Below are 12,466 nucleotides of genomic sequence, written 5' to 3' on the forward strand. Positions count from 1 at the left end.
TCAACCTCGGGGTGCGCTCCCCCCTGGTAAACCACGACGTGATCATCGTGCGGTGACGGCGTGGTGGCGTGGCCCCACTTGCTCTTGCCTTCCCTTCTTGCGGGTCGCGGCGCTGCCGACCGGACCCTTGACGAGAAAATTGCCGATCGCCAGATAGTCCAGGGCGCTGTCCAAAAAGGCGCGAATGGCGTCGTCCGGGGAACGCACGATCGGCTCCTCGTGGATATTGAACGACGTGTTGATGACGACCGGCACGCCTGTCCGCTTGTGGTACTCCTCGATGATCCGATAGTAGGACGGATTGTCGACACGCCGCACGATCTGCGGCCGCGCGGTGTTGTCCACATGAACGACGCCCGAGCATCGTTCCACCATCCACGGCGTGCAGTGGAAGGTGACGGTCATGAACCGCGCCGTATCCACGGCGCCGTCAATGTTCTCGTAAAGCTGCTCCGAGTGCTCGAACAGCGACGACGGCGCGAACGGCATGAACTCGGTGCGCTTCAGCAACTCGTTCAGCCAGTCATTCACCGACGGGTCGCCCGGCTGGTAGAGGATGCTGCGGTTGCCGAGCGCACGCGGGCCGTACTCCATGGCGCCGTTGAAGCGCGCCACGACCTTGCCCTGGGACAGGAGTTCGCCGATTTCCACCTCGACACTGCCGGGGTGATGCTCGCTCTCCAGGCCGGAGGCCTTGACCGCTGCGGCGATGGCGTCGTCATCGTACGCGTTGCCGAGGTAGACGGTGGGCAACTCGCGCCGGACGAACGGGCGGTTGCGCTGACGGTCGAGCTTGCCCTGGACTGCCAGTCCCGCGCCGACCGCCAAGCCCTCGTCGCTCATGCCGGGATGGACGAAGATGTTGTCGACGGAGGGGAGGGAATGGACCTCCTCGTTGATGCGGACGTTGGCGAACAGGCCGCCGGCGAGGGCGACATTGCGGTGCCCGGATTGTTCCGCCCAGTAGCCGACGTATTTCTTGGCGATGTCTTCCGACAGCACCTGGATCGACGCCGACAGATCTTCCTTGGTCCAACCGGTCGGAAGCACCTCGCGGATGCGCTCAAGGGCGCTGTTGAACAGCACCTTGCCGCGGTTCTGCAGTTGGCCATTCTCGCAGGCAATCATCCGCTCCAGGAGATCCCGGTAGATCGGCTTGCCGCGTGCTGCAAGCCCGGTGATCTTGCCTTCGTGCCGCTTCGCCTTGTAGCCGCAAAGCGCCGTGACGTAGGCGTAGTAGTTGCCGATCGAGTTGTACGAGTCGACGGCATTAAGCTTCTCGAACACCCCATTGCGCACGCTGTACACCTGCGAGCAATGGCCGTCGCCGCCGCCGTCCATGGTGACCACCAACGCGTCATCAAAATTGCTGGTGTAATAGGCCGACGTGGCATGGGCGTAGTGATGGTCGATGAAGCGGACCGGCGCATCGATCCCGTATTCTTCTTTCAGGATGACCCCGATGCGGCGGCGGCGCTGCTTGTATGCCGGCGTTCGAAGCGAGTAGTACCCCCACTTCAACAGCGGAATGTCAGCGGCGAGGTGCCCGTACTTGCCGGCGATCTGGAAAAAGGTGCTGTGGAGGTCGTCATCGTCGCCGCGCGCTTCGAACCAGCCGGGCCAGTCCATGATCTTCTCGCGCATCTCCATGTTCACATGGGCGACGCCGACCGCCTCGATATCCTCCGGGCTGGTGCCGGTCAGGCGCAACACCTCGGCGATCGACTGCCGCGGAAAGCCGCGCGCCATCTTGATGCGGGCGATACGCTCTTCGTTGATCGCCGCGATGATGCGACCATCCTCGATGATCGTTGCTCCCGATGTCTGCCCGTCCGTGATCCCAAGAATGCGCATGCCAGCTTTCGTCCTTTTCCGTTCAAGTGTTCCGGCCACATCCGACGCCGCTCAAGGCTCGACCCCGTCAAAGGCCAGACCTTATAGCAGGCCGAATGCGACCTGAAGTTCCGCCCTCGACCGCGCCATGGGCACCTGCCATGTTGACGCGCCGCGCTCGAGTGGATGATACGCGGCCGATGTCCGCGCCTTACATCGTCCTCCGCTCACGCCGCCTTTTCGGTCGCGCCCATCAGGTCGGCGATGTGGGTTTGTGTCGATGAAACGCTTTGCTGCTCCACAAAAATCCGATGCCAGATCTCCAGGTTCACCAGGATCCACAGGCGGAACGAGTGCTCGTGGCGTCCGCTCAGATGCTCATCGAACATCGAGCGCATGACGTCGCCGTCGAAAACCCCCATCTCCACGAAGCGGGACTCGGCGAACAGGTTACTGACGAACGGCGCCAGTTCGCCCCGCATCCACTTGCCGAGCGGGAAGCCGAAGCCCTGCTTTTCGCGAAACACCAATTCCTTCGGCAGATACCGCGCCGCGACCCGGCGGAAGATGTATTTGAGCTTGGTGCCGTTCAGCTTCATGGAGCCCGGTATGGAAGCGGCGAACTCCACCAGCTTGTGGTCGATCAGCGGCGAGCGGCATTCGAGCGAGTGCGCCATCGTCATCCGGTCGACCATGACGAGGTTGTGGTCCGGCATGCGGGTCATCAGCTCGGTGTATAACATCCGATCGACGAGATCCTGAGCGTTATCCGCATTGAAAAACTTCAGGTAGCGGTCCACCGAGTTGACATCACCCATTTGCGCCTTGGCGCCCGCGGTAAACAGCCGCTCCTTTACGTCGTGCGTAAACCGGAGGAATGTCATGCTCTGCGCATAGCGTTCGCTGGCGTCGTAGAGCGACAAGTCGTTCATCCACGCGGCGCGCTGGGCGAGGCTTTTGTAGTTGAAGGTGTTGGGGATCGCGCTGATCAGCGACTTCATGACCGAACGCCGCAGCCAGGCCGGAAGCAGGCTGTAATAATCGAGCATGCGCTGGCCGGCGTGGCGGTCGTACCCGGCGAAGTTCTCATCGCCGCCATCGCCGCCGAGCACCACCTTGACGTGCTTGCTCGCCAGGTCGGAGACCAGGTAGACGCCGACGCCGAATGGATCCGCCGGTTCCTCCAGGTGGTAGACCATCGTCGGCAGCAGATCGAGGATGTCCGCCTGCACCACCTCCTTGTGCCATTCCATGCCGTAACGCTTGGCGACCTGCTCTGCGTACGGCAGCTCGTTGAAGCTTTGCTCGCGCACTCCGATCGAGAATGTCGGCACCGGCTCCGAGCTAGCGGAGGCGACCATGGCGGAGATGGTGCCGGAATCGATGCCGCCGCTGAGGAAGGTGCCGACGCGCACGTCGCTCAGAAGGTGCATCTGCACCGTCTCCCGCAGCATGGCGTCGAGGCTCTCCTCGATGGCGGCCTGATCGGCCGGCAGCTTGTTGACGAACGAAACCTGCCAGTATTCCTCGACGCTGAACCGGCCGCGTTCCCACACCAGCGTCGTTGCCGCCGGCAGCTTGTGAATATTCTTGAACATGCTGTACTGCGCCGGCATGAAGCGCAGCGACATGTAATGCCACATTCCGTTCAAGTCGATGTCCGGTGCGACCAGTCCCGAGGCGAGGATAGCCTTCGCTTCGGAAGCGAAGATCAGCCCGTCACCGAGCTTGGCGTAGAACAGGGACTTCTGACCGGTATGATCGCGCGCCAAAACCAAGCGCTTGTTTTCGCTATCCCACAGCGCAAACGCAAACATGCCGCGCAGGTGCTTGACGCAGTCCTTGCCGTGTTCCTCGTACAGATGAAGAATGACCTCGACGTCGCTCTTGGTCTTGAACGTATGTCCACGGCTGATCAGTTCTTCGCGCAGCTGGGGGCTGTTGTAGATCTCACCGTTGCAGATGAGCTGGACGGTGTCTGTTTCGTTCGGGATGGGCTGATGGCCGCCGCTCAGATCGATGATGCTGAGCCGGCGAAAGCCGAGCGCGATCTCGTCGTCTCGGTAGTAGCCGTCGTCGTCCGGGCCGCGGTGAACCAGCGCGGCCGTCATCCTTGGTATGGCGTCTCCATGGATTCTGGAGACGATGCCGGCAATGCCACACACGTAGTGGTGCCCCTTTCTTGGACAAACCTGGTCCGGCTAACGATGGCCGATCCGGGTTAACATTTCGCTACAGGATCGGGACGTTTAGAGATAGCCCTCTCGCTTATACCACTCGGCGGTACGCTTCAGGCCTTCGTCCAGGCCCACCTTCGGATCGTAGCCGAGATCCCGCTTGGCCTTGTCGATCTTGAAGGCTCGGTTCTGGCGATACCAGTCGACCCTTCGCGGGAAAATCGGCGGCGTGATGCCGAACGGCCGGCACAGGGTCTCCATGACGTGCCCGGAGACGACCAAAGGCATTACCGGGTAGTGCGGCACCTTGACGTTCACGTTCAGCGCTTTGCCGATGCGCCGGACCAGGTCCTCGATCGTGACATACTGCTCATCGGCGATCAGGTACGCCTCGCCGGTGCCTTTGCCGGGCGCCATGGCCAGCACCAAAGCATCGACCAGGTTGTCGATGTAGAGGGGATGGTAGAAGGTCCGGCCGTTGCCGAACATCGGGAACCTGCCCTTGGAGACGCGCTTGAAAATCATGAAGAAACGCTCGGGATCGCCCGGCCCGTAGATCGCCGCGGGCCGCAGGATCACCGCATCCAGGCCGTTCTTGCTGGCCTCCTTGACGAACGGCTCGGCCTGGTACTTGGTCTTCTGATAGTAGTCCGCCGGCTGAATGGGAGCGTCTTCATCGCCCGGCGGGTTGTCGATGTTGCCGTGCACCCCGCACGTGCTGCAATAAACCACCTTTCGGACGCCGTGGCGCTGCGCCGCATCGAGAACGTTGCGGGTGCCGTTGACGTTGACGTCGTAGTAGTACGTGTCGGGCACGTTGAGTTCGCGGAACGCCGCTGCCAGATGCTGCACCACATCGACGCCTGGCATGCACCTTTCAAGAATCTCCTTGTCGGTGACCGACCCAATCACCACTTCCGCGCCGCTCGCGCGCAACTCTTCGGTCTTCAGGCCTTCCTTGTAGTCGAGCGCGACCACCTCGTGGCCGTCGTTCAGGAGGCGACTTACCAGCGCCTTGCCTGTAAAGCCCGTCCCCCCGGTGACGAGAATTCTCACGAACAGACCTCCATTAGAGACACGCGGATCCTGCAATGGTCGGCAAGATCAGAGGCCGGCCCTTGGTCTGCTCCGCGAAGATGGCGTCCAGGACGGCAACCTGCCCCGTCGGCGAGTTCATCCTCTTTTTGATCCACACACGCAAGCTTGCTGTTTGATCCACACGGGCAAGCCTGCCGTTGCTCGTCGAACAGCAATGCCTTTGCCTGTTCCCGCCGGGTTGTGCCCCCGGGCCGGGACACGGTTGATGTTACGCACCATTGTCATCGGGTCAAGATCATTGGCATGCACCGTATAACGCGAAATCTTGAGCGGCACAACTACCTATGATATCGTTATTGCAGAAGATTACTACCGCCCTTGCGGCGGCGTCAGCCCGCGCTGCGGGCCGGACTGGCGATCCGCCTGCGTGCGCCGGCCATCATGCCCTCGCACGGATCGCAAAGATGCGTCAACTCCCGGCGTAGCCTGTCCATCTCCAGCCGGGCGGCAGCGCCTTCGTGACCCAGTCGCTCGCACGCTGCGGGCGCCAGGGCAAGCGCCCGCGCCGGGTTGTCTCCGAGGCTGGAGCGACGCAGGATCAGATCGCTGACGTGGACGACGCTCTCCGTCGCCGCCGCCCGTTCCAGCGGCGCCAGCCATTGGCGATCGCTGCTCGCGGGCATCGACCCGAACGCAAGTTCGGAAGGTGCTCCCGCCTCGGCCGCTAAGGAAGCGTCTTCGTCTGCAAGGGCGGGCGTGTGGTGAGGGAACACCCGGCGCAGCATGGTGTCGGCGACGCGGCGCGCGGTGGTGAGCTTGACACCGCTCACGCTGAACAGGCCCTGGGGTCCGCCCTTCCGCTGATGATCGACGAACACCACCCGCGACGCCGGCGAATCGGACCCCGGACGAACCGCCGGCTGCACGCCACCGAACACCCGCGCGACCTCGTCCCGACGCACCCCCAGGCCGGGGATGGCGTCGTTGAGATCGTCGATGAACGCCTGAAGGCAGGCCTCGCTCACCCGCGGCGGCCCGTTGTCGGCCGACCATGGCGCCTGCCCGGTTCCGGCGAACAGCACGCCCTTCCACGGCACCAGAAAGTAGGCGCGGGCGCCTCTACGGCGCGGCGGAACCGCAAGACCGTAGTCCGACAGCGGCGGGCGGTCGAACACCACGTTCCAAGTCAGGCACGGAGCGAACAGGTCCGGCCGGTCGTCGCCGCACGCAGCGGCAAACTGCCGCGCCCACGGGCCGGCGGCGTTGATCACCACCGGCGCCCGAAACTCCAGGGGTTTGCCCGCTGGCTCGCTTTTCGCCGCCCGATCGACCGCAGTGATGCCGGCGACGCGCGGCCCGTCGCGGAGCAACCCGGTAGCCTCGACGTAGTTCAGCACCGCCGCCCCGCTGGCGCAGGCGCGATGCAGGATCGCGATCATCAAACGCGGCATATCGGGCGCGAACGCGTCTGTCCAGGTCGCCCCGCCCACGAGGCCGCGCGGATCGACATCGGGGAACAGACGCACCGTCTCGTCGCGCCCGATGACCCGCCCGCCCGGCAGCACCCGGTCGCTGCGAACGCCCCGGTTTCGCCGCCACGACAGCACGTCGTTCAGCGCAAGCGCCGCCCGCAGCACCGGCGGCCGCTGAAGGCCCCGGTTGTAAAGGGGGAGCAGGCAGGGCAGCGGCCGGACGAATTCCGGAAAGGTGCGGAGGAACCAGTGGCGCTCCGCAACCGACTCCCGGAACCGCCGTAGATCCAGGCTTTGCAGATAGCGAAAGCCGCCATGGATAATTCTGAGACTGTTGTGCGACGTCTCCGCCGCAAAATCGCCACGCTCCACCAACAAGGGGGTCAGTCCCCGCTTCGTCGCCTCCAGCGACAGCATGAGGCCATAGACGCCGCCTCCGACGATGATCACGTCGTAGCGTCGCCTCGCAAGCTCGACGGGCCGTCTCGGCGTCAACACTCCGTCACCTGCTCCTCGTCGCAAAAAAGTTTTACCAGTGCGTCAGCTTGCAACTTTTACGTGTTCATGCCACATTCGGCTCCAGCGAACAAGGGATATCAGACGGAGCGGACCAAATCGATGAATACTACTGCCGCACTTTGGTGGCGCGTTCCCAAGATTGGAGTTATTACGTCGCGCGAGATGGCGGACATTGAACACGATACCTTGACGCCCGACGTCGAGACGTCCAGCGACGGCTATGCGCGCCGCTTTGACGGGACGGTCGGCCGCTTTCTGCTCGACAGCCAGGAACAGGCGGTCGATCGGCTGCTCGGCCCGCCCGCAGGCCAGGGTCAGGCGCTGCGCACCGTGCTGGAGGTGGGCGGCGGCCACGGCCAGTTGACGCCGATGCTGCTGCGGCGCGGCTGTCGCGTGTGGGTTCAGGGCAGTCAAGCGGCGTGCGCCGACCGTCTCCAACCCCTGATGCGGGACGAGGCGGATCGGCTTCAGTTCGTCGCCTCGAACCTCTGGAGCCTGCCGTTCCGCGATGGCGCGTTTGACACGGTCATCGCCATTCGCCTCATGGCGCATGTGGAGCGCTGGCGGGAGTTGCTGGCCGAGATGGCGCGGGTCGCCCGTCACCGGCTCCTCATCGACTACCCGCCGCGCTCCGGCGCCAACGTTCTCGAACCGCTGCTGTTTCGTGTCAAACGGCGCCTCGAAGGCAATACCCGGCCCTACTTCTGCTACACCGAGGCCGAGTTGAAGGGGGCGCTGCACGGTCTCGGCTTCGAGCGCATCGAGGTGGAGCGTCAGTTCGGGGTGCCGATGGTCGTGCATCGCACGTTGCGGCGGCCGGCGGCGTCGCGGGCGCTGGAGCGCCTGTCCCGCAGCATCGGCGTCACCCGCAGGTTCGGCGGACCGGCGCTGCTGGTGGCGGAGCGTTAGCGCATCACCAGCCATTTCCCGTCGCTCGCCTCACCGGCCTCCCACCCACATTGCCAACAGCCGAAAGTCCGCCATGTCCGAAGCGCCGCCGCCACCGCCGAGCCCCGCCCGGGGACGGGTGATGATGATCGCTCCGCAGCCGTTTTTCCGGGTGACGGGCACGCCCATCAACATTCTCTACATGTGCCGCGCGCTCACCGAGCTGGGCTATGAGGTGCATCTGGTGACGTTGCCGATCGGCGAGACGGTGACCATGCCGGGGTTGGTTTATCACCGAGTGCCGCGTCTGCCGTTCAGCGGCGACGTCCCGGTCGGCTTTTCCCTCGCCAAGGCAGCGTACCACGTCTTTTTGCTGCCGGCGGTGCTGCGCCTGCTGATCTCGCAGCGCTTCGCGGCGGTCCACGCAATCGAGGAATCGGCGTTTTACGCAGTGCATCTGGCGCGCCTGTTCGGCGCCGCCGCCATCACCGATCTGGATTCCGACCTGTGCTATCAGCTGTCGGCGAGCTCGTCGCCGGTGGTGCGCGCCTTGTCGTCGCCCGCGCGCGTGCTCCGACGCTGGGCGCTGCGGCGCTCGTCCGGGGTGCTGGCCGTCGCCGCGTCCCTGGTCGAGCTGGCGCGCGCCGACAACGCCACGGTGCCGGTGTTCGAGATCAAAGACATACCGCCGGAAGAAAGCCTCCGCGCCCCCGACCCGCAGGCCGTCGATCGGCTGCGTCACGAACTCGGCCTCGTGGGGCGCCGCGTGATCACCTACACCGGCAACTTCGACGGGCGCCAGGGCGTCGACGTGCTGGTGCGCGCCATGCCGACGGTGCTGCGCGACACTCCCGACGCCATGCTGCTGCTGGTGGGTGGCGGCGACGAGGACCAGACACGCCATCTGCGATCGGTGACGGCGGAACTGGGTATCGGGGACGCGGTAATGTTCGCCGGCCGGCGGCCGGTCGAGACCATGCCGGAGTTCATGGGGGTCGCAGAAATCCTCGCCTCGCCGCGTCAGGAGCCGTTGGTGACGCCCCTCAAGATCTTCGCCTACATGGCGAGCGGCCGGGCGATCGTGGCCACCGACTTCCCGACCCATTCGCAGGTGCTGCCTCCCGACGCGGCGTTCTTGATGCCGCCGACCGCTGAGGGTATGGCCGCCGGCTTCATCCAGGCCTTCAAGGATCCGGCCGAGGCCGCGGCGCGGGGAGCGCGTGCCCGAGCGCTGCTGCTGGAGCGCCACACCTTCGACATCTTCAAGCGGCAGCTGGCCGAGGCGTACGCCGTCATGACGGGGGGCGCCGGAGCCCGTGCCGTAATCAGCGCAGGCGGAGTCGAACCTGATCGCGGATGAAGGCCGCAGTTGCGGCGTGCGTGCCGAACGTGCGCGGTTGAGCGGACAGGGCGCGGATCAAGGTTTTCAGGCCCTCCGCCGGCCGTTCCTGGTCGATTTCTCCGTCGAGCACGAAGCCGAAGCTGCCGGCGCGGTCCTCCTCGCCGGCCAGCGGCAGCGGATCGCTCCCGCTCAGGATCGGCAGGTTGCGACGCTCAGCCATGCGAAGAGGCAGGGGCTGCGGGAGCGATCCGGGACGGACGCCGCTATCGCCGACGAACACCCGATCGGCGCCTCCGGCCTCGACCGCCGCCGCGATCAGCTTGCCGCGCTTCAGCCACCACTTCCCGAACCCCCACGGGAGGACGGCGACGGCGCCGGAGTCGTGGACGGCGCGTATGCTCGCCGGCAGATCGGCGCCGTCCGCAAACTCCCGATCGACGCCGAGCGCGCTGACCTCCAGACCCTCGGCCGTGGCGATCTGTCGCCCGGCCACCACGAGCAGGCGCGCGCCGTCGGGGCTCCGCGCATAGAGCGAGATCTCCTCGCCGCTCCCCTCGAACGCCCAGCCGTTGCGCGCGCCCGCATCGGCCGCGTCTCGCCAGCCGCGAAAGGCATGGTCGCGGGCGGTCTCTGTCAGCATGATGCAACCGCCGACGCCGGGATCGGCGTTCAGCCGTTCGCCGGGATCGGCGTTCAACCGTGCGGCCGCGGCCCGGACATTGCGCAAAGCTGCAGATAAAAGCCGCTCGGGATCGAATTCGGGGTAAACATGAACGTGCGCGTCAACAAGAAACGGTCCGCGGCAAGACATCGGTCGTGCGGCCCTATCCGTGGCGAAAGCGGGATCGGCCCCTGCTGCTTAGCCGGGATCGGTACCGGTGTCCACATGCACGGGATGAGATCGGGATGATCGGACGGACGAACACGCTGGCCATCTGGATCCGCTATGGCGCGCGCGCCGGCTTCGTCGTGGCGCTGCTCGCTGTCATCTATCTCTCTGTGGCACCGCAGACCACCTCTGCCTTCCCGGATGTCTCCGACAAGATCCAGCACGCCTTCGCCTATTTCGTTCTGACCATGCTCGGGCTGCTGTCCTTCCCGCAACAGAAAGCTTTGGCGGTGCTGGCCGTGGCTCTCATCGTGCTCGGCTGCGGCCTCGAAGGCGTTCAGGCCATGGTGCCGGGGCGCGTTCCGGCTGGTTCCGACATCGTCGCCAACACCGCCGGCGTGCTCATCGGGTTGCTCCTCGCTGCGATTGCGAGACGACTCCTGTTCAGCGCCCGTGCGTGCGATAAGAGACTGGCGCAAGGGGCCGGAAAATGAGCAACGTGCACAAAAACCTGTTGAATGTAGCCCGTTTGGGTGTAGTGTTGTCCATACTGCGTAATGCAAGCTTCATTGCGAGAAAGCGGTATGGAAACTCAAGCCCAAGGCCTGATTCAGCCGGCATTCGGCCATTTTCCTCAGCGCGCGGTCGACCCGCCTCGCGAATCGGCTGAGGCGGACCAGGCATTGCCGGACGACGAAGAGGTGAAATGGCGGCGCCTCGGGCTCTTCCTTTGCCTGTGCTCCTGCGCCACCACGCTACTGTTGTTCTTGACCGCGTATCGGGTGCTGTTCGGCTGACCAGGGTGCGGCCGCGGGCCTATTCCGCAAGCTCTTTCAAGTTCATTTCGATCATTTGACCGCCCTCCGCGGGCACGAAGCCCAGGATGGTGGCGCGGAAGGTGACCGGCCGCTCCGGCGTGTTCAGCGCGTCGACCTGCGAGACCGGAATCTGCAGCACCACGTCCGGCGCCGGCGAGCCCTGCCCGTCCGCGTCCATGTCGATGTATGCCTCGCCTTCCTCGACGTAATCGTCGCCGCGGACGCGCTCGGCACGCACCATCCGGCCAGTCCAGCGCACCGTCTTGCCCTTGATTTCGGAGGAATAGGATCTCCACGCTGCGGCGTCTCCTTCCATGGCGGCGCGCACCTGGTCATAGGGGATATCCGCCACCTCCGGTTCGCCGTCGCCGCACGCCGTCACCCCGAGCACGGCAACCATGGCCGCCGCCGTGGCATAAACGCTTCGCATGTTTCGCTCCTTCATCGAGGACCAGGACACGCCCGCTCCGGACGTCGTTCACGCACGCCGCGAGCGCGCGACTGTGCCGCCGTCATCGTTGATTTGCAACAGGATTGCGCGACTGCTGCGGAGCCGCTGAGGCGCCATCATGGGGGTCCCCGTTCAGGGGATAGTGGCAACGCACGGCGCCGGTCGCATCGGGGCTGAGCAGCGGTTGCTCCTGCCGGCAGCGGTCATCGGCGTAAGGACAGCGAGGGTGGAACAGGCAACCCTGAGGCCGATCATACTGGCCGGGGACGACGCCGGGGATGGTCGGCAACCGGCCCTTGACCAGCGCACGCTCCGGCAGCGATGCAAGCAACGCCGCAGTGTATGGGTGGCGCGGCGCGGTGAACAGGGTGTCCGCCGGCCGTTTCTCGGCCACCTGACCCGCATACATCACCACCACCCGCTTCACCGTCTCGGCGATCACTCCCATGTCGTGGGTGATCAACACCAGCGCCATGTCGCGGTCGCGCTGCAGGCCGAGCAGCAGGTCGAGGATCTGCGCCTGGATCGTCACGTCGAGCGCGGTGGTCGGCTCGTCGGCGATCAGCAGCTTGGGGTTGCAGGCGATGGCCATGGCGATCATCGCACGCTGGTTCATGCCGCCAGACAACTGGTGCGGAAACGAGTCGACCCGCGACGCCGCCGCCGGAATGCCGACCTGATCGAGAAGCTCGACGACGCGGGCGCGGCGCGCGCGGCGGCTGCCGCCCTCGTGCACCTTCAGCGTCTCGGAGATTTGGAAGCCGATGGTGAAGCAGGGGTTGAGGCTGGTCATCGGCTCCTGGAACACCATGGCGATGTCCCGGCCCGCGATCCGCCGCCGGGCGGACGACGACAGGCTCATCAGGTCGGTGTCGCCGAACTGCAGACGGTCGGCGGACACCCGGCCGGGGTAGCCGATGAGGCCCATGAGCGCCAGCATGGTGACGCTCTTGCCCGACCCGGATTCTCCGACGATTCCGAGCAGTTCGCCCGTGTCGATGGTCAGGTTGACGTTGTCGACGGCGCGGAACGACTGGTCCACGGGCCCGAACTCGACCGACAGGTTCTCGATTTCGACGAGCGGCATGGGACGGGTCGT

General features: G+C 65.1%; 11 protein-coding genes. 4 read left to right on the forward strand and 7 right to left on the reverse strand.

Going from position 1 to position 12,466, the window contains the following annotated elements; genetic code table 11:
• Positions 1-42: 42 nt before the first annotated feature.
• The 4 genes from IPM60_09235 to IPM60_09250 all read right to left on the reverse strand — a co-directional run bounded on the left by IPM60_09235 (position 43) and on the right by IPM60_09250 (position 7,018).
• Positions 43-1,854 carry a hypothetical protein gene (locus tag IPM60_09235; protein ID MBK8908075.1) on the reverse strand — a complete coding sequence of 604 codons (1,812 nt, stop codon included), beginning with the start codon at positions 1,852-1,854 and terminating at the stop codon, positions 43-45.
• A gap of 206 nt (positions 1,855-2,060) precedes the next feature.
• Complete coding sequence (gene asnB / locus IPM60_09240) at positions 2,061-3,998, reverse strand: asparagine synthase (glutamine-hydrolyzing) (GenBank protein ID MBK8908076.1); 1,938 nt, start codon at positions 3,996-3,998, stop codon at positions 2,061-2,063.
• An 84-nt stretch (positions 3,999-4,082) separates the two neighbouring features.
• Positions 4,083-5,066: an NAD-dependent epimerase/dehydratase family protein gene (locus IPM60_09245; GenBank protein ID MBK8908077.1), complete on the reverse strand. Its 984-nt coding sequence runs from the start codon at positions 5,064-5,066 to the stop codon at positions 4,083-4,085.
• A gap of 371 nt (positions 5,067-5,437) precedes the next feature.
• A complete protein-coding gene (locus IPM60_09250; protein MBK8908078.1) occupies positions 5,438-7,018 on the reverse strand; it encodes an FAD-dependent oxidoreductase in 1,581 nt (526 codons plus the stop codon).
• Between the two features lie 120 nt (positions 7,019-7,138).
• On the opposite strand from IPM60_09250, the gene IPM60_09255 reads away from it, so the two are divergent.
• On the forward strand, positions 7,139-7,948 hold the full coding sequence (locus IPM60_09255; protein ID MBK8908079.1) for a class I SAM-dependent methyltransferase: 810 nt from the start codon (positions 7,139-7,141) through the stop codon (positions 7,946-7,948).
• Between the two features lie 121 nt (positions 7,949-8,069).
• Positions 8,070-9,287, forward strand: a complete 1,218-nt coding sequence (locus IPM60_09260; GenBank protein MBK8908080.1) for a glycosyltransferase — start codon at positions 8,070-8,072, stop codon at positions 9,285-9,287.
• On the opposite strand, the gene IPM60_09265 is transcribed toward IPM60_09260, so the two are convergent.
• Complete coding sequence (locus tag IPM60_09265; protein MBK8908081.1) at positions 9,253-9,966, reverse strand: hypothetical protein; 714 nt, start codon at positions 9,964-9,966, stop codon at positions 9,253-9,255. The genes IPM60_09260 and IPM60_09265 overlap by 35 nt on opposite strands.
• A gap of 209 nt (positions 9,967-10,175) precedes the next feature.
• On the opposite strand from IPM60_09265, the gene vanZ reads away from it, so the two are divergent.
• Together vanZ and IPM60_09275 are read left to right on the forward strand one after the other, a co-directional pair.
• Positions 10,176-10,592, forward strand: a complete 417-nt coding sequence (gene vanZ, locus IPM60_09270) for a VanZ family protein (GenBank protein MBK8908082.1) — start codon at positions 10,176-10,178, stop codon at positions 10,590-10,592.
• Between the two features lie 90 nt (positions 10,593-10,682).
• Complete coding sequence (locus tag IPM60_09275; GenBank protein MBK8908083.1) at positions 10,683-10,895, forward strand: hypothetical protein; 213 nt, start codon at positions 10,683-10,685, stop codon at positions 10,893-10,895.
• A 19-nt stretch (positions 10,896-10,914) separates the two neighbouring features.
• Here the strand turns inward: IPM60_09275 and IPM60_09280 are convergent, their stop codons facing one another.
• Together IPM60_09280 and IPM60_09285 are read right to left on the reverse strand one after the other, a co-directional pair.
• Positions 10,915-11,346, reverse strand: coding sequence for a hypothetical protein (locus tag IPM60_09280; GenBank protein MBK8908084.1), 432 nt, complete (start codon positions 11,344-11,346; stop codon positions 10,915-10,917).
• Between the two features lie 82 nt (positions 11,347-11,428).
• A complete protein-coding gene (locus IPM60_09285) occupies positions 11,429-12,454 on the reverse strand; it encodes an ATP-binding cassette domain-containing protein (GenBank protein ID MBK8908085.1) in 1,026 nt (341 codons plus the stop codon).
• Positions 12,455-12,466: the final 12 nt, after the last annotated feature.

The organism is Rhodospirillales bacterium, from assembly GCA_016710335.1.
Taxonomy (GTDB): domain Bacteria; phylum Pseudomonadota; class Alphaproteobacteria; order Rhodospirillales; family Defluviicoccaceae; genus JADJXQ01.

Coding starts and splice junctions, on each gene's coding strand:
- IPM60_09235 (MBK8908075.1), bottom strand. CDS start 1,854: ATGCGCATTCTTGGGATCACGGACGGGCAGACATCGGGAGCAACGATC.
- IPM60_09255 (MBK8908079.1), top strand. CDS start 7,139: ATGAATACTACTGCCGCACTTTGGTGGCGCGTTCCCAAGATTGGAGTT.
- IPM60_09260 (MBK8908080.1), top strand. CDS start 8,070: ATGATGATCGCTCCGCAGCCGTTTTTCCGGGTGACGGGCACGCCCATC.
- vanZ (MBK8908082.1), top strand. CDS start 10,176: ATGATCGGACGGACGAACACGCTGGCCATCTGGATCCGCTATGGCGCG.
- IPM60_09275 (MBK8908083.1), top strand. CDS start 10,683: ATGGAAACTCAAGCCCAAGGCCTGATTCAGCCGGCATTCGGCCATTTT.
- IPM60_09280 (MBK8908084.1), bottom strand. CDS start 11,346: ATGCGAAGCGTTTATGCCACGGCGGCGGCCATGGTTGCCGTGCTCGGG.
- IPM60_09285 (MBK8908085.1), bottom strand. CDS start 12,454: ATGCCGCTCGTCGAAATCGAGAACCTGTCGGTCGAGTTCGGGCCCGTG.